This is a genomic window from Pedobacter sp. L105 (assembly GCF_009765875.1).
GTDB lineage: Bacteria > Bacteroidota > Bacteroidia > Sphingobacteriales > Sphingobacteriaceae > Pedobacter.
Window position 1 is genome coordinate 77,335 of the sequence record NZ_LMUP01000010.1, and the last position, 16,975, is coordinate 94,309.

Annotated in this window: 15 protein-coding genes; 6 read left to right on the forward strand and 9 right to left on the reverse strand. The window is 39.7% G+C overall.

Features of this window, described 5'->3' with window-relative positions; genetic code table 11:
• Nucleotides 1-66: 66 nt before the first annotated feature.
• The 3 genes from GSQ84_RS21700 to mgtE are packed head-to-tail and all read left to right on the forward strand — an operon-like array spanning nt 67 to nt 3,193.
• Nucleotides 67-678, forward strand: coding sequence for a WbqC family protein (locus GSQ84_RS21700; RefSeq protein ID WP_158799473.1), 612 nt, complete (start codon nt 67-69; stop codon nt 676-678).
• 3 nt (nt 679-681) lie between these two features.
• Nucleotides 682-1,800 (forward strand): magnesium/cobalt transporter CorA, encoded by a 1,119-nt coding sequence (gene corA / locus GSQ84_RS21705; protein WP_158799474.1) that lies wholly within the window; start codon nt 682-684, stop codon nt 1,798-1,800.
• Nucleotides 1,801-1,843: 43 nt separating this feature from the next.
• On the forward strand, nt 1,844-3,193 hold the full coding sequence (gene mgtE / locus GSQ84_RS21710; protein WP_158799475.1) for a magnesium transporter: 1,350 nt from the start codon (nt 1,844-1,846) through the stop codon (nt 3,191-3,193).
• 110 nt (nt 3,194-3,303) lie between these two features.
• On the opposite strand, the gene GSQ84_RS21715 is transcribed toward mgtE, so the two are convergent.
• The 9 genes from GSQ84_RS21715 to GSQ84_RS21755 all read right to left on the reverse strand — a co-directional run bounded on the left by GSQ84_RS21715 (nt 3,304) and on the right by GSQ84_RS21755 (nt 14,274).
• Nucleotides 3,304-3,714, reverse strand: coding sequence for an organic hydroperoxide resistance protein (locus GSQ84_RS21715; RefSeq protein WP_158799476.1), 411 nt, complete (start codon nt 3,712-3,714; stop codon nt 3,304-3,306).
• 32 nt (nt 3,715-3,746) lie between these two features.
• The gene (locus GSQ84_RS21720) at nt 3,747-5,903 is read right to left on the reverse strand and encodes an FUSC family membrane protein (RefSeq protein ID WP_158799477.1); all 2,157 of its coding nucleotides are present in this window, start codon (nt 5,901-5,903) and stop codon (nt 3,747-3,749) included.
• Nucleotides 5,904-5,960: 57 nt separating this feature from the next.
• Complete coding sequence (locus GSQ84_RS21725) at nt 5,961-7,175, reverse strand: TCR/Tet family MFS transporter (protein ID WP_158799478.1); 1,215 nt, start codon at nt 7,173-7,175, stop codon at nt 5,961-5,963.
• Nucleotides 7,176-7,406: 231 nt separating this feature from the next.
• Entirely contained in the window at nt 7,407-8,555 is a 1,149-nt protein-coding gene (locus tag GSQ84_RS21730) for a lipopolysaccharide assembly protein LapB (RefSeq protein ID WP_158799479.1), read from the reverse strand.
• An 82-nt stretch (nt 8,556-8,637) separates the two neighbouring features.
• Nucleotides 8,638-9,720 carry a lipopolysaccharide assembly protein LapB gene (locus tag GSQ84_RS21735; protein WP_158799480.1) on the reverse strand — a complete coding sequence of 361 codons (1,083 nt, stop codon included), beginning with the start codon at nt 9,718-9,720 and terminating at the stop codon, nt 8,638-8,640.
• A gap of 85 nt (nt 9,721-9,805) precedes the next feature.
• On the reverse strand, nt 9,806-12,421 hold the full coding sequence (gene gyrA / locus GSQ84_RS21740; RefSeq protein ID WP_158799481.1) for a DNA gyrase subunit A: 2,616 nt from the start codon (nt 12,419-12,421) through the stop codon (nt 9,806-9,808).
• A gap of 98 nt (nt 12,422-12,519) precedes the next feature.
• A complete protein-coding gene (gene hemF, locus GSQ84_RS21745) occupies nt 12,520-13,413 on the reverse strand; it encodes an oxygen-dependent coproporphyrinogen oxidase (protein WP_158799482.1) in 894 nt (297 codons plus the stop codon).
• A 137-nt stretch (nt 13,414-13,550) separates the two neighbouring features.
• Complete coding sequence (locus GSQ84_RS21750) at nt 13,551-13,760, reverse strand: coproporphyrinogen III oxidase (protein ID WP_158799483.1); 210 nt, start codon at nt 13,758-13,760, stop codon at nt 13,551-13,553.
• A gap of 190 nt (nt 13,761-13,950) precedes the next feature.
• The gene (locus GSQ84_RS21755) at nt 13,951-14,274 is read right to left on the reverse strand and encodes a phosphoribosylpyrophosphate synthetase (RefSeq protein WP_158799484.1); all 324 of its coding nucleotides are present in this window, start codon (nt 14,272-14,274) and stop codon (nt 13,951-13,953) included.
• Nucleotides 14,275-14,339: 65 nt separating this feature from the next.
• Between GSQ84_RS21755 and GSQ84_RS21760 the strand changes: the two genes are divergently transcribed.
• The 3 genes from GSQ84_RS21760 to GSQ84_RS21770 are packed head-to-tail and all read left to right on the forward strand — an operon-like array spanning nt 14,340 to nt 16,876.
• Nucleotides 14,340-14,816, forward strand: coding sequence for a DUF4442 domain-containing protein (locus tag GSQ84_RS21760; protein ID WP_158799485.1), 477 nt, complete (start codon nt 14,340-14,342; stop codon nt 14,814-14,816).
• A gap of 34 nt (nt 14,817-14,850) precedes the next feature.
• Entirely contained in the window at nt 14,851-15,483 is a 633-nt protein-coding gene (locus GSQ84_RS21765; RefSeq protein ID WP_158799486.1) for a helix-turn-helix domain-containing protein, read from the forward strand.
• A gap of 28 nt (nt 15,484-15,511) precedes the next feature.
• Nucleotides 15,512-16,876: an MATE family efflux transporter gene (locus tag GSQ84_RS21770; protein WP_158799487.1), complete on the forward strand. Its 1,365-nt coding sequence runs from the start codon at nt 15,512-15,514 to the stop codon at nt 16,874-16,876.
• Nucleotides 16,877-16,975 lie beyond the last annotated feature (99 nt).

Consider the following 16,975-nt stretch of genomic DNA (forward strand, 5'->3'; position numbering starts at 1 on the left):
ATACTAGGAGAAAGCCTTTTATTATCATTATTTTGCCGGATTAAAAATGCAAACATAAATTAACCAATGCACAATCTTGCTATATTTCCTATTTTTTATCTTCCACCAGTAAGTTATTTTTCTGCCTTACAGGCAAATCATTTTGAATTTGTCCTGGAGAAGGAGGAACATTTCCCTAAACAGACTTACCGTAACCGCGCTACGGTTCATTCTCCAAACGGTCCATTGGACTTGTTTCTGCCAGTAATTAAGGGGTCAAAATACCATACCAGAATGAAAGATGTCAGGATCAGTTATGATTTTAAATGGCAGCGTCTGCACTGGCTAAGCCTGGAAAGCTGTTACAGAAATTCTGCCTATTTTGAATTTTATGAAGATGAGCTCGCCCCATTTTACCATAAGAAATTTGAATTTCTGTTTGATTATAACCTGGAACTTCTGCAATGGATTTTTAAACAGCTAAAAAAAGCTCCTGAACTGCAATTTACGACTGAATACATGGATGATGTTCCCTTTGAAAAGGACTACCGTTCTAAACTTCATTTTAAAGATCCTGAGTTTTTAGCACCAGCAAAACCCTATTACCAGGTATTTGAAGATAGAAATGGTTTTTTGCCAAACATGAGTATCGTAGATTTGTTATTCAATCAGGGACCACAGGCAAAGAACTGTCTATAATATATGAGCTCAAGAAATCATTCCAGAAAAAAAAGACAACGTTACATTTTACCTGAAACAGGTTCAAGTCCCGGACAAGTTTATATCGATAAAAATTCGGTTAAACCTGTGATTACGGTTTACAAGTACAATGCAGATACCTATAACGTGCAGCAGCTGGAATCGCTGTCTTCCGTTTCGCAGCTGATTACTGATAAGAATTTCACTTTTTGGATCGATATTAAGGGTTTTAATTCCGTTGAGTTATTTGAAACCTTAGGTACTGATCTGAAGATCAATAAACTGGTATTGGAAGATATTACCCATACCTATCAGCGGCCGAAACTTGAGGAGTACGACCATTATGTATACGCCACCAGCAGAATGATGCTGGTAGATAACGATAAGAACCTGGATAATGAGCAGGTATCTTTTATCCTGATGGACAATGCAGTTTTCTCCCTCCAGGATAAAAATTCTGACTGTATGAACCCGGTAAGGCAGCGGCTGGAAGTTGGAAAGGGGAGTATCAGAACAGGGGGCAGCAGTTATATTATGTATGCATTAATGGATATCATTGTAGATACCTATTTTGAAATCCTTGGGGCATGGGGAGAAGACCTTGATCAGATAGAAGACCGTTTGTTTGAGCATCCCGATAAATCGATTATGTTTGATACGCAGCTGGTAAAAAGAAACCTGATCGCCATGAGAAGGGTAGCCTGGCCGGAGCGGGACAAACTGAACGATATGCTGCGCAGTGACAGCAAACTGATCACTGATCAGACAAAAATGTACGTGAGGGATACTTACGATCACTGTATACAAATTATAGATATTATTGAATCGCTGAAAGAGATCTCTGCCAGCAATATAGATATGTACCTGTCCATTATCAGTAACCGGATGAACGAGATCATGAAAGTACTGACTATCATGTCATCGATCTTTATTCCGCTCACTTTTATTGCCGGGATTTATGGGATGAATTTTGCCAGGCAGGACCCGGTTACCAATAAAGTGATGCCTGATAATATGCCGGAATTATACGCTCCGCATGGGTATATCATCGCGATGGTCATCATGGTCATCATTGCCGCATTTGAGGTCATCTATTTTTGGAGAAAAGGCTGGTTTAAATAGAGGCTGAGCCATTAGAAATGGAAAATATGCCTACCTTAGACCCGTGCAATCTTATGAATTAAATAAAACCGACGTATCCAGAATAAAATCCGGATTAAGCAGCAGTGATGAACAACTGACTGTGATATTGAATGAATACCACGCGTCTGAGATTGCGATACTCTTTGAGAGCCTGACCAAGGAAGACCGTCAGCGGATCATTAACCTGCTTCCTGTAGAAATGGCTTCGGAGATTATCTCTGAAATGCATGAAGAGGCACACCCGGAAGAACTTCTATTACAGCTTCATCCGGATAAACGTACCGAGATTGTTGAAGAACTGGATTACGATGATGCTACAGACATCATTTCCCAGTTAGAGGAGCATGAACAGAAGGAGATCCTGGGCGACCTGAATGAAGATGATGCGTCGAGTATCAGGAACCTGCTAAGTTATCATGAAGATACTGCCGGGGGACTGATGAATACGGAGTTCATCCGTATCCACCTGCACCTGACAAAAAAAGATGCCATTGATGAGATCATCAGGCAGAGCGAAGAGATTGAAGAGTTCTACACGATCTTCGTAGTAGATGAGCGCAATGTTTTCCAGGGTATTGTATCCCTGAAAGATATTATTAAAGCTAAAGGTAATGTACAGATCACCGAGCTGGTTAAAACTGATGTGGCCTGGGTAAGCCCGGATACGGATCAGGAAGAAGTAGCCAGGCTGATCTCTCAATATAATATTACCAGTATCCCGGTACTGGACAAACAGATGAAACTGCTGGGCAGGGTAACTTTTGATGATGTTATCGACGTACTACAGGATGAAAATACAGAGGATATCTTAAAAATATCAGGGGTATCTGAAGATGAGGAACTGAGCGGTAACTGGATAGAGGCGGTAAAATCTCGCTTACCCTGGTTAGTGATCAACCTGGGAACAGCCTTTCTGGCTTCGGCCGTGGTAAGGATGTTCGAACCCACCATCGCTAAAATTGCAGTGCTTTCTGCTTATATGACGATCATTGCAGGAATGGGTGGTAATGCTGCTACGCAGGCACTGGCCGTAACCGTAAGAAGGATTTCCCTTTACGATTTAACTGATAACCAGGCTTACCGTGCAGTGATCAAAGAGATTACCGTAGGATTGATCAATGGGGCTGTAACAGGATTGATCGTATTTGTATTCGCCATTGTGTTTGACCATAATCCGTTGTTGGGATTAGTGATCTTTCTGGCGATGACAGGAAACCTGCTAATTGCAGGGATAACAGGAGCAGGGATACCATTGATCTTAAAACGTGTAGGAATTGATCCGGCAATTGCCTCTTCGATTATCATCACCACTTTTACGGATGTATTTGGGTTTTTACTGCTGTTGGGATTGGCCAGTAAGCTCTTATTATAAGAAATAATTTACTTATGCTGAACCTTTACGATGGATGTTAGACCGGTAAGAAAGGATCAAAAAAAAGCCGCTCTCTGTTAAGAAAGCGGCTTTTTTCACTTTTATAAATATTAAATCGCTGTAATGCGAGTTTCAATATTGCCCCTTGTTGCTTTAGAATAAGGACAAGCTAAATGTGCTTTGTTGGCTAGTGATTGTGCTTCATCATGACTGATACCCGGAATATGAACATCCAGATCAGCTGACAATACATAGGCATTACCATCCTTATTAAAAGATACCTGAACATTTACTGTAGCTTCAGATACATCTACACCGGCACTTTTAGCAACCGATCCCAGAGCGCCCAGATAACAAGGTCCCCATGCCGCTGCGAACAACTGCTCGGGGTTTGTTGCGCCACCCTGGCCACCCATTTCTTTAGGTGCTTTTACTTCAAAATCTAATTGACCATCGCTTGATTTAATATGACCGTCGCGGCCTCCTGTAGCTGTTACTGCAGCTGTATATAACTTTTCCATGTCAATACAACAAGCCAGACCAGCTTTAAGTTTTATAACCTGATCTTTTCCGACAGTTTAAATATATCGTAAGCTACTTTCTGGATCAGGTCGAACTGTTCAATAACCACCATTTCATCCTGATTGATTTTTTGGGCGTCACCGGTACTTTTAATCAGGGGGACATTACTTTCCTCACCATTGTATTTAAGGAGATATTCCGCAGAAAGGTTTAATAAATAAGTGGTATTGTTCACTACTGGTTTCAATTCATCAGGACGTGATAGCTGATAAGCATGTTCTGTACTGTATAAGGAAAGTGTGGCGATATAAGACGATAAAAGATGGTTGAGCGCCGTAAACTGGTGCATCTCTGTCATCATCTTTTGTTTGCTTTTTGGCTCAGAAAACATCCGCTGAAAGATAGAGGCCAGATTGGCCGAGGTTACATATACCTCTTTTCTGGCAACTTTATAATTAGTTGTGTTTTGTTCTTTGCTAAAATACAGCTGGGTTACCTGTTCATAATAAGCCAGATTGGCTAATAAAGTATTTTGCATTGCCTCTTTTAAATTCTGGTGCTCCCAGTTTGGAAATATCGTATAACTGCCCAATACCGCAATTCCTGAGCCTATTAAGGTATCATAGATCCTTTCCCTGGCAACGGATAAACTTCCCAGACCCAGGAAATCATATAATACCAGAATATAAGGGGTCATGAACAATACGCTGACCACGTAGTTTTTACGCTGAAAACTATATGCTGCGATCATGCAGATCAGCAGGATAATAAACAGGGAGTGTTTGTCATGAACGTAAGTGAGTATAGCCATACCTGCCAGGGCACCCGCTATCGTACCCACCAGGCGCTGGTAATTTCGTTCTTTGGTCAAACTGAAACCCGGTTTGGAGATCACCAGTATAGTCAGTAAGATCCAGTAGCTATGGGAAGAATCCATATACCTGGCCACTAAAAAGCCGATTAGCATAATCGTAGAAACCCTTACGCCGTGTCTGAATGTAGAAGAGCTGAAGGTAAGGTTATCATAAAAGAGTTTAATATCAATAGGGTTTCTGGTGACGAAACGTTCCGTATCCAATCCAATTCCCTTTAAATTTTTCTTTTCCTTTTTATTGAAATAACTGTTGATGGTTTTAACCCTGGTGAGGATGTTTTCAATGTTAACTTCAATATTTTTTAAGGCAACGAGACCTAAGGTATTGTATTTTCCATCTTTATTCTCTGTTTCCAGGGTGATGATCTTTTCTTTCAGACGTCTCACCTCATCAATCAGCACAACCGGCGGGAGAGGGGTACCACCCGTTTTAAGGGCAAAGGCAATTTCATCGAGTTCGAGGGCTATTCTGTTAATGACATGCTCGTAACTGCCCAGAATCCCTGTCGCATCAAACTGTTCATGCAATCTTTCATAATTATAATAGGTAGACATAACCTGCTCGTAAAGATCTACCATATCCAGAAAAACCACCATCAGAAATCTGCCTTCGGGTGTAGATTCCCTTACAATTTCCCTTGTTTTAAAAAGAAGATCCCTTACGGCATCCTGTTTTTCATGCACCAATACCTGAAGCTGGAGCAGCTCAGCATAGTTTTTATCATAATTGGTATTTTGATGATAGAATTTAGCCTTTGACCGCAAAAATTCGCTGACTTCATGTATCGATTCACTCAGCGTTTGCTGAACCAGCCGGTAAGGCCTTAAGCGATAAAATGAATAACTCAAAAAGGTATACCATAAACTTCCGGCAAAAATTAACAAAGCATAATTCAGTACGTCTTTCCAGGGTCTCACGTCATCAATACTCAGGATCATGACCAGTAAAACAGCCGTGCCTATAGAGGCTGCACGAGTGCCATACAACGAAAACATGGAAAACAAAAAGCTGCATATCACCAATAGAACAGCGATAAAATAAGGATTGGTATTGGTTATGCCAACTCCAATAGAGAAAAAGGTAATCAGCACCGTAGTTACCAGCAAGGCATTTCTGCGGTGGACAATCGGGCCGGGCGTATCCACCATGCTCGCACATAAGGCACCAAGAGAAAGGGTAATTCCAAACTTCAGCAGGTTAAACTGCGCCAATACCAGAGAAGGAATAAGGACACCAAAAGTTATACGAAGCCCATCAGCAAAATAGGTGCTCAGTAAAAAATCCTGTATGGTTCTGATTTGACGGTTACTCATAGTACATTTAATAGTTATAACAGATCAAAAATCTTACCGAATTAGGCCTAAACACACTCAAGAGTGATATTTCTTCAGTGAGGCCGAACAAATAAAAAGCCCGATCACCGTTAAAAAAGCCGCGAGAATAAAAGGTGCGCCCGGAAAATAAACCGCATGTTTAGGGTTGGTAAAATAAGCAAAGAGGTTGGTCATGACCAGAGGCCCTATAATGGCGGCCGCACTCATTAACCCGGCTGTAACACCCTGAATTTCACCTTGTCCGTTTGCTTCAACACTATTGGAGATGATACCCTGCATCGCTGGCCCGAATATACCTGCCAAACCGTAAGGGAGCATAAAAGCAAACATCATCCAGCCCTGGGTAGCAAAGGCAAAAAGTACAAAGCCAATGATATATAAAACCAATCCGTAATATACCGCGTTTACCTGTCCGATTTTTGGGATGATCACCCTGATTAATCCTCCCTGGACTACACCAACAACAATCCCAACAAAACCTAATGAATAACCTACCCAGGCCTCATTCCAGTGGAACTTCTCCATGGTATAATAAGTCCAGCTCGATTGTACGGCGTGACCTGATATATAGAGCAGAAAAAGCGCTGCCAGCAGTCCTGCAAGGGCAGGATATTTTTTGATGTGCAGGAGGGACCCTACCGGATTAGCCCGTTTCCAGTCGAAAGCACGACGGTTTTCCGCTGCAAGTGACTCAGGAAGAATGAAATATCCATATAACCAGTTAATTAAAGCCAATCCGGCAGAGATTAAAAATGGGATTCTTAAACCAAACTGGCTGAATAAACCGCCAACTACCGGGCCCACGATAAATCCGATACCAAATGCGGCGCCAACCATACCAAAATTCTGCGCTCTTTTTTCGGGTTCGCTGACATCTGCAATATAGGCCATTGCCGTTGTGAAGCTGGCACCGGTAATTCCGGCAATGATACGTCCTAAGAACAACCAGGCGATGGTTGGTGCAAAGGCTAAAAATATATAATCGATCCCTAAGCCGAACAGTGATCCTAATAACACAGGGCGGCGACCAAACCTGTCGCTCAGGCCGCCTAATATCGGTGCACCAATAAACTGCATCACTGAATAAGAAATAGTGAGCCAGCCACCGTAAATAGCGGCAACGCTTAACCCGCCACCAGTCAGTTCTTCAATCAGTTTTGGCAGTACTGGAATAATAATTCCAAATCCGGTAAAATCTATGAGTAATGTGATGAAAATAAATCCAACTGCAGATTTCTTTTGAGAGGCCATATGGTAATTTATTTTGTAAATTTAGGTTTATTTCTAAGAGAACCTAACAGGAATTGATTTGTTAACTCACGGTAGACTGAGTTTTAACTGTAAATCTGCTCTATTTCACCCATATCAGTTATTACTATAATTAATATTATGTTAAGTACGTATTATTGATATAGCGCCTATTCCTGATCAACAGCTGTTATTTAATCATTAAATATTTAAAAGATAATTGATTTGAGAGGTTTAAAACTCATCCAGTTGAGCTTTAAGTTCCTGAACCCTGTCAAACCTGCTTTTGCGGGTGTAGATTTCAATCAGCAGATTAATGGTTGCTTTATCTTTGGTGTTTACGTTATGTGCCTGCAAAAGAATTACTTCAGCACGGTTGATATAAGAAGCGAATTTAGGGATGTCTTTAGCCGCAGGATTTAATTGTGTATCACCAAGGTTGATATAAACCAATCCCAATTGAAACAACGCATCGAAATAATTGTGATCTGCATCCAATGCCTTATTGTAAGCAATTTCAGCCGTTGGCATGTTCGCATTCTTTTGTTGTAAATAACCATATAGATAATACAGCAATTTACTTCTTGTATTTACATTTAATGTGCTTTCAATAACCTGATTAGCTTCAGTATATTTTTCATTATCCAATAGGATATTGATATAATCATTGTTCAGCGTTTCTTTATATGGGTTGAATGCAAGACCTTCCTGTAAGGTTTTGATGGCCTTGTCTACATCTGGTTTATCTTTATAGATGTTGGCCAGTCGCTGGAAAACAGCAGGATTTCTTATTCCGTTATCTTTAGCTCTTTTAAAATACGTAAATACATCATCATCTTTGTGCATTGCTTCGGCACATAAGCCTGCATTTACAGCAAGTGCAGTGTCTTTAGGGAAGAAATCACTCACTTCTCTCAGGTATTTGAAAGCTACGCCAAAGTCCTGTTTACGGTAAGCTTCATTTCCGCGGGCTTGTTTAATAATGTTTACATTATAGTTTGCTGCAGCTACTAAACCTGCGTTATCCTGGTAATCATTAAATCTTTTAGCCGTATCGATAGCCAGTAAAGTCAGGTCGTAATATTTACTACTGTTGTCTTTATTACTGTCCAGTATAGCGATATATGAACTTAAATAAGACTTAATGGCCCATGTTTCCTGCCATTTTCTACTTTTAGAATCTTTAGCGGCTGCTTCAACAGCCTTAACCCCATCCCCTAGTATCGCCAACTGTGTTTTCCGGTCTTTCTTATTTGCAATTGCTGCCTGTAATTTCCCTACACTATTTTTTGCGATCAGCAATTGTGTTTTCTGGGAGAATGCCGACTGAGCGGTAACTATTATAAAAAAAGCAAGAGAAAATAACCGTCTTTTATCAATCATATACATATGGGCTTAGCTACAAATTTATACAAAAAAAAAGAGGGATAAAATTTATCCCTCTTTTAATATCAGTCATTACTGATTATTTTTTCTGAGCATCTAATAATTTCTTAGTTGCTTCATAGTTTACAGTGTCATTTTTGAACGCGTAAATGATCTTCAGGTTTTCTAAAGCTGCAGTCATTTTAGGATCCAGTTCATACGCTTTTTTGTAGTATGGCAAAGCCTGGTCAATGAAACCTGTCATTTTAGTGGTTACAGTTTCAAACTCCTTTTTGTTCTTTGCATCGATTTTGTTTCTTTTAACCTGCAGGTCTAAAGCTTGTTTGTAATAGGTATCTCCCATTGCATACTGATAAGCTGCATTTTTATCATCTTTAGCAATCAGTTTAGTCAGCATTTCCTGAGATTTTGCTACGTTACCTTGTTTGATGTATAAATCTGTCTGCATACCGATGAAGTATTTATCTTCAGGATATTTAGCAATAGCTTTTTCCAGCAAAGCTGAACCAGCAACAGTATCTTTCAGTTGAGCAAATGTAGTAGCTACAACTTCACTGTACAACGACTCGCTGTCTTTGTAATTCAGGTCGATCGCTTTATTGAAGTTTTTAACCATTTCAGGATAGTTCTCCAATTGTTTAGCAGTAACACCTGCATTTACGTAAGTTGATGTATCCTGTGGATTTTTAGCAGTGATTTCATTGAAATATTCCAATGCTGATTTGAAATCCTTTTTATTATAAGCAACAATAGCCCTGTTTCTTAAGGCATTGTTTAAAGTTTGTTCTGCTTCAGTGAAGTTTTCTTTTTCAGCACCTTTGGTATCTAATGCACGTCCTTTAGTAATCGCATCTTCAGCGATTTTTTCGTTGGCAATAGCATTCTGAACATTTACAGTATCTACAAATGCAATTCTTGAAGCAAATAATGCTCTGTAAGACCATGCCTCAGGCATATCTTTAGATTTTTCATTGGCAATTGCATTGTCAGTTGTCTTTACACCGTCTTCAAGTGTTTTTAAAGTAGCATCTAAAGGCTGTTTACCATTGGTAGCAAATTTAGCAACGGTCCAGGCATTTTTAGCTTTGGTAACCTCACTCTTCTGAGCATTAGCATAGGTGGCAGCACCTAAAAATAACATACTTAAAAGTACTTTTTTCATATGGGTCTATTTTTAATTTTCACAAAACCTGCTTCAGTAAGTTTGTCACTAAAGCAGGTTTTATTTGGATTGGTTTTATTAACTATTAATTTTCTTCAGTATCCTTATCGTCTTCCGGAGTTTCATCATCTTCATCCTCCTCTTCTTCTTCAGTTTCTGCGGCTTCACCTTCAGCAGCTGGTTCTTCCAGAACATCTGCGGGATCTACAACCAAAACATCTTCAGAAACTTCTTCCTCAGGATCATCTTCATGCTCAATTTTAGCTACCGATGCAATAGCATCATTACCTTTTAAATTGATCAGTCTAACACCTTGTGTAGCTCGTCCGATAACCCTCAAATGACTTAGAACAATTCTGATAACGATACCAGATTTATTAATGATCATCAGGTCATCGTTATCTGTTACGCTTTTTATAGCAATCAGATCGCCGGTTTTTTCTGTGATTGTAATTGTTTTTACACCTTTACCACCACGGTTAGTTACACGATAATCTTCAATTGAAGTACGTTTACCATAACCTTTTTCAGAAACAACCATTACTGTTGCTGATGGATCATCAACAGCAATCATGCCAACAACTTCATCTTTATCGTGTGCAAGGGTTACACCTCTTACTCCTGTAGCTGTTCTTCCCATTGGCCTAACAGTGCTTTCATTGAACCTGATGGCACGTCCTGAACGTAAGGCCATTACAATTTCACTTGATCCGCTGGTTAAACTTGCTTCCAGTAACTGATCACCTTCATTAATATTAATGGCATTGATACCATTCACCCTTGGTCTCGAATAAGCTTCCAGTGAAGTTTTCTTGATCGTACCTTTTTTGGTACACATGATGATATAGTTGTTTTCCAGGTAATCCTGGTCTTTAAGGTTTTTAACTTTAATATAAGCCTTAATTTTTTCCTCTTTAGGGATATTGATGATGTTTTGAATTGCCCTTCCTTTACTCAGTCTTGAACCTTCAGGAATTTCATAAACCCTCAGCCAGAAACAACGTCCGGTTTCGGTGAAGAACAGCATATAGTTGTGGTTAGAAGCAATCAGCAGGTGTTCAATGAAATCTTCATTTCTTGAATCACTTCCTTTAGATCCTTTACCACCTCTTGCCTGTGTACGGTATTCTGTAGCAGGGGTACGTTTGATATAACCTTCATGAGAAATGGTAATAACTACTTCCTCATCTTCGATGAAGTCTTCCATACTCATATCTTCTCCGGAGTGAACGATTTGTGTTCTGCGTTCATCACCATATTTCTCCAGCATTTCTGCCAGTTCATCTTTGATGATCTGCATTCTCAATCCTTCGTCAGCCAGGATAGACTGCAGGTATTCGATAGTTTTCATTAATTCATTGTATTCATCCTTGATCTTATCCCTTTCCAGACCTGTCAAACGACGTAAGGTCATGTCCAGGATAGCTCTCGACTGAATATCACTCAGGCCAAATTGTTCCATCAAACCAAGTCTGGCTTCTTCCGGTGTATTCGACGCCCTGATCAGTTTAATTACTTCATCTAAATGATCTAAAGCAATTAATAAACCTTCCAGGATATGTGCACGTTTTTGTGCTTCATTCAATTCAAATTTGGTACGGCGGACAATCACGTCATGCCTGTGATCCACAAAATGCCTGATCAGATCTTTCAGGTTCAGCATTTGCGGCCTTCCGTTAACCAGGGCAATGTTGTTTACACTGAACGAAGTTTGAAGCGCTGTCTGTTTGAATAGGTTATTCAGTACGATAGAAGCATTCGCATCACGTTTAATTTCGTAAACGATACGGATACCATCTTTATTAGATTCATCCTTAATGTTAGAGATACCATCGATTTTCTTTTCGCCAACCAGTTCAGCGGTACGCTCAATCATCATCGCCTTGTTCACCTGATAAGGGATCTCGGTAACAATAATTACTTCCCTGTCCTTCACCGCTTCAATTTCAGCTTTTGCACGCATCACGATACGTCCCCTGCCTGTTTCAAAAGCTTCCTGAACACCACTGTACCCATAAATTAAAGCACCGGTAGGAAAATCCGGACCTTTAACAAATTTCATTAATTCAGGAATAGTGATTTCGTTGTTCTCAATATAAGCGACTGTTGCATTGATTACTTCCGTAATGTTGTGAGGCGGCATATTGGTTGCCATACCTACTGCAATTCCGGATGCCCCATTGATCAACAGATTGGGTACTTTTGAAGGAAGTACTGTTGGCTCCTGTAAGGAATCATCAAAGTTAAGCTGGAAATCTACGGTGTCTTTATTGATATCGGCAAGCATATCTTCAGCAATCTTCTGAAATCTTGCTTCAGTATAACGCATTGCTGCAGGAGAGTCACCATCAACAGAACCAAAGTTACCCTGGCCTTCTACCAGTAAATAACGTAAGCTCCATGGCTGTGCCATCCTTACCATCGTCATATAAACCGATGAATCACCGTGCGGGTGATACTTACCCAATACTTCCCCTACGATACGGGCTGATTTCTTATACGGTTTATTACTTGCCAGACCAAGGTCCAGCATACCATAAAGCACACGCCTGTGCACTGGTTTCAATCCATCTCTTACATCAGGTAACGCCCTTGATACGATAACAGACATCGAATAATCGATGTAAGCAGACTTCATCTGCTCATCTATATCAATTTTTATTATTTTATCGTTTTCCTGATTTTCTAAATCTTCTGCCATAAAAAGTTAATGTTCGTTAAAAACGATTTAAATAAGGTAATGTTATAACCTTGCGAATTTAAGAAAATTATGCTGTTTAAGCGCATTGTGGAAAAAAATTAAGCCCAGTCCAGCCCTTTTATTAACTTAGACAGAGTTTCAGCTTCCAGGCTTGTTTCTGCGGGTTTGTGGTTATACTCCCACTTAGCCATTGGTGGTAAGCTCATTAAGATAGATTCGACCCTTCCGTTGGTCTCTAAGCCAAATTTAGTACCGGAGTCATAAACAAGGTTAAATTCAACATACCGGCTCCTTCTCAGGTATTGCCACTCCTGCTCGGCTTCGGTATAGGCAGTATCCCTGTTCCTGTCAATCAGTTCTGTATAAGCCGGTAAAAAGGTATTTCCAACTGCCAGGGAGAAATCAAAGAGCTGATCCCAGTCGAGCCCCGTATTATCAGGTTTTAACCTATCGTAAAATATACCTCCAACACCCCTAGTTTCCTGACGGTGTTTGATAAAGAAATAATCATCGGCCTGTTTTTTAAATTTGGGATAAAATGAACTATCAAATTCATCACAGGTATTTTTTAGCAGGTGATGAAAATAACGTACATCAGTATCAATCACGTAATGCGGTGTTAAGTCGATCCCTCCGCCAAACCAGCGGGTTTGCTCATCCATTTCAAAATAACGGATGTTCATATGTATAATAGGTACAAAAGGATTTACCGGATGGATCACGATAGATACGCCGGCAGCAAAGAACTCATCATTCTCTACCTTAAATGCTTTTTTAATGGCTTCAGGCAATTTACCGTATACCGCAGAAAAATTAACGCCACCTTTCTCTATGACATTTCCATTTTGAAAAATGCGTGTACGCCCGCCTCCCCCGCCTTCTCTTGTCCATAATTCTTCCTGAAATTTACCTTTACCATCGGCCTGTTCCAGTCCCTGGCAAATTTCATCCTGTATTTTCTGATACGCTTCAACCACTTTATCTTTTAACATCGCTTCCTGAATATATAATTCAAAGTTACGGGTTATAAAATTTTAAGCAGGATTCAAGCCGATATTACTTTTCCAATTTTACACTAAAACAAGAAAGGCCATCTTTCGACGGCCTTTCCTTTAGATTTTGGTAGAGACTACATTTTTTTTGTAGTGTCTGCTGGAGTAGTAGTTTTTGCTGCAGTGTCTTTTTTAGCAGTATCTACAGTAGTTTTCATTGTTGAAGTTGAATCAACAACTTTAGTAGTGCTGTCAGTTGTAGTTGAAGCAGTTTTAGCAGAGTTGCATGCAGATGCGGCTAACATTAATGTACCAGCAAAAGCAAGACTTAAAATCGTTTTTTTCATGAGATTTCTATGTTTTGTTTTGGCAAATTAACGACAATTACTTCATTAAGTTAAATTTTTTTTAATGTTTAACTTAAAAAAGCCTGTTTACTGTCTAATTATGCCCTAAAATAAACGTAAAAGAGCAATTACTTTATTTTTGAGATTAAAAAATGATTAAAATTAGATTAAAAATCTATTAACTCAACAATTATTCGTTAAAGGGCGGTTCATGACTGATCTTCAATTTATCCAGTAATTCGGGAGAAACATTTTCTGCATAGGCACCATAGGCGTCGATGATCACACCTTTCAGATTACCTACCGGGGAAGAGATCGCGTAAATAACAGCACTGTCGTCCGGATCGGTCATGCCTTCAAAACGGTAAAACTCTTCAATTTCAAATTCTTCAGGCATCAGTTGTAAATCCAGCGACTTACATTCTATACAATCCTGTGCAAGTGTAAAATCATATTCATACCCTCTTTTTCCAAGATCGCTTACCGCTTCTGTTAGTGTTTCATATATATACATATGCCAATTTATCAAATATTGGCAGAAGTTCATAATTTCAATAATCTTTCAGATATTTAAGGCAAATGATCGTATCAGAAAATACACTCAGGTGGGCACTTCGTTTTTACCCGCCCTTATTCTTTCAGCGTATCTGGGTGAGGAAATTTCACAAAGGATTCAGCGGGGCTGATGTTAAAATCAATAAAAGCTTGCTGAATAAAAATTATAATAACTCCATTTTTGGCGGAACGATCTACGGCGCAACAGACCCTTTTTATGCGATATTATTTGATCAGCTGCTGCAAAGGCAGGGCTTTAAGATTAAGGTATGGCTAAAAAGTGCCAGTATACAGTATATAAAACCCGGTCATTCTTCGCTTTATTTTACTATTTTAATTACAGAAGAGATGTTAAATGAGGCCATTGAAGCGTTAAATACCGATGGGAAATTTGTAAAAGCTTTTCCTATGGAAGTTAAAAATAAAAATGGAGAGGTTTGTGTAAGGGTTATGAACGAAGTTTATATCAGAAACCTGCAGCTGGAAGAAAAAACAGCGTAGCTTATTAATCAGTATACCGCATAAACCCGGAAAAATGAATATCAGGAAACTAATTTTACAAGGCGAAGGTACTACACTGGATTTTAAAAAAACGATCACTAACAATGAGAAGATTGCAAAAAGCCTGGTGGCATTTGCTAACAACAGGGGCGGTCAGCTGCTCATTGGCGTTGCAGATGATGGCAGTATAAAAGGCGTAAAATCTGAAGAGGAAGAAAGATATATGATCATTAAATCTGCCCATCAGTTTTGCAAACCTGCCATTGAACCCGAATTTGAAGAGATCTATATAGAAAGCAAATTGGTGCTGGTGGCTAAAATTGCGCAGAGTGATACGAAACCCCATTATGCACTGGATGAGAACAAAAAATGGTGGGTCTATTTCCGTGTTAAAGATAAAAGTATACTAGCCAGTAAAATCATTATAGATGTGCTGAAACAGGAAAACACACAAACGGGACAGCTGATTACCTATACTGAACAGGAGAAAAAGTTGCTGCAATTTCTGGACGATGAAGGCAGGATTACATTAAAACAATTTAGTAAACTCACCAGATGCTCCCATAAACAGGCGCAGAAAATACTGGTTAGTTTTATCCTTGCCGACCTGATCCAGCCTCATACTTCGGAAAAAGAAGAATATTTTACCCTGACAGCGTCAAAATAGGCTTACCTTTGGCGGTTCAGTTAACGTTATGCTCAATTCATTTTACGCCAGATATAAGCCTTATTATACAGATAACCTCCGATTAGCTATTCCTATTGTTGTTTCCCAGCTGGGGCATACCATGGTTGCACTTGCAGACAGCGTGATTGTAGGCCACTTTGCCGGAACCACTCAATTGGCAGCAGTATCACTGGTAAACAGCATTTTTATTCTGGTGCTGGTACTTGGTCTTGGTATCTCCTATGGCCTCACCCCTTTGGTTGCACGGGAAAATGGCAGTAAGAATTATCTGGAATGTGGGAGATTGTTATCCAATAGCCTGATGATCAATATTATTACTGGTTTTTTATTGTTTATCATCGTGAACTTTGGAACCCTGCTGATCATCGATCACATCGGGCAATCGCCAGAGGTTGTTGCAGATGCTAAACCCTATTTGCATTACCTGGGGCTGTCTATTATTCCCATCATGATATTTCAGACTTTCAGGCAATTTACTGAAGGCCTCGGTTTTACCAAGCAGGCCATGTACATTTCCATCTGGGGTAACCTGATCAATGTGATCCTGGGAATCATCTTTGTAAAAGGAATGTTTGGCATTCATCCTATGGGGGTTAAAGGCGTTGGTTTAAGCACTTTAATTGACCGTTTGATGATGGCTACCGTTATGTCTTTATATGTTTTCCGTTCTGAAAACTTTAGGAATTATATCAAAAACTTCAGGATCACCTTTATTGATAAAGCCAGAAGTATTCAGATCTTAAAAATAGGCGCCCCTATTGCAATGCAATATTCATTTGAGATCAGTGCTTTTAGTGGTGCAGCCATTCTAATCGGTACCATCGGCGTAGTAGAACAGGCGGCTCATCAGGTAGCGATTAACCTGGCTTCGGTGACCTACATGTTATCCAGCGGTATCGCTTCTGCGGCGACGATAAAAACAGGGAACAATCTGGGTAAGAAAAATTTTATTGACCTCAGGCACTCCGCACTGGCAAGTTATCATGTCATTCTTCTTTTTATGGCCTGTACAGCTATCCTGTTTGTTTGTGCTAATGGTATATTACCTTTTATTTATACTGACGATGCGGCCGTGGTCCGTATTGCTTCGCATTTATTAATTATAGCAGGTTTCTTTCAGCTGTTTGACGGCACACAGGTTGTTGGGCTGGGCATACTGCGGGGACTGGGTGATGTGAACTACCCGACCTTCATTACCTTTGTCGCTTACTGGATTGTGGGTATTCCTTTGGGATATTTTCTTGGCATTAGATTAGGTATGGGTGTGTATGGAATTTGGTATGGCTTGACCTTTGGTCTACTCAGCGCATCTATACTGCTTTTCTTTAGATTTCAAAAACGTACTAAAAAGCTGGCATATATTATACAGTAGACGAAATTTATTGATAAAAATTTAACCACAATGTAGGTTTGAACATTATTTTGAGATTTTGTGTATTAAAAGGGTTACAAAGACTTAATCTTATAGCTT

Excerpts from the sequence above, each read along its gene's own strand:
- GSQ84_RS21700 (WP_158799473.1), top strand. The coding sequence starts at position 67 with ATGCACAATCTTGCTATATTTCCTATTTTTTATCTTCCACCAGTAAGT.
- corA (WP_158799474.1), top strand. The coding sequence starts at position 682 with ATGAGCTCAAGAAATCATTCCAGAAAAAAAAGACAACGTTACATTTTA.
- GSQ84_RS21715 (WP_158799476.1), bottom strand. The coding sequence starts at position 3,714 with ATGGAAAAGTTATATACAGCTGCAGTAACAGCTACAGGAGGCCGCGAC.
- GSQ84_RS21720 (WP_158799477.1), bottom strand. The coding sequence starts at position 5,903 with ATGAGTAACCGTCAAATCAGAACCATACAGGATTTTTTACTGAGCACC.
- GSQ84_RS21725 (WP_158799478.1), bottom strand. The coding sequence starts at position 7,175 with ATGGCCTCTCAAAAGAAATCTGCAGTTGGATTTATTTTCATCACATTA.
- GSQ84_RS21730 (WP_158799479.1), bottom strand. The coding sequence starts at position 8,555 with ATGATTGATAAAAGACGGTTATTTTCTCTTGCTTTTTTTATAATAGTT.
- GSQ84_RS21735 (WP_158799480.1), bottom strand. The coding sequence starts at position 9,720 with ATGAAAAAAGTACTTTTAAGTATGTTATTTTTAGGTGCTGCCACCTAT.
- gyrA (WP_158799481.1), bottom strand. The coding sequence starts at position 12,421 with ATGGCAGAAGATTTAGAAAATCAGGAAAACGATAAAATAATAAAAATT.
- hemF (WP_158799482.1), bottom strand. The coding sequence starts at position 13,413 with ATGTTAAAAGATAAAGTGGTTGAAGCGTATCAGAAAATACAGGATGAA.
- GSQ84_RS21750 (WP_158799483.1), bottom strand. The coding sequence starts at position 13,760 with ATGAAAAAAACGATTTTAAGTCTTGCTTTTGCTGGTACATTAATGTTA.
- GSQ84_RS21755 (WP_158799484.1), bottom strand. The coding sequence starts at position 14,274 with ATGTATATATATGAAACACTAACAGAAGCGGTAAGCGATCTTGGAAAA.
- GSQ84_RS21760 (WP_158799485.1), top strand. The coding sequence starts at position 14,340 with ATGATCGTATCAGAAAATACACTCAGGTGGGCACTTCGTTTTTACCCG.
- GSQ84_RS21765 (WP_158799486.1), top strand. The coding sequence starts at position 14,851 with ATGAATATCAGGAAACTAATTTTACAAGGCGAAGGTACTACACTGGAT.
- GSQ84_RS21770 (WP_158799487.1), top strand. The coding sequence starts at position 15,512 with ATGCTCAATTCATTTTACGCCAGATATAAGCCTTATTATACAGATAAC.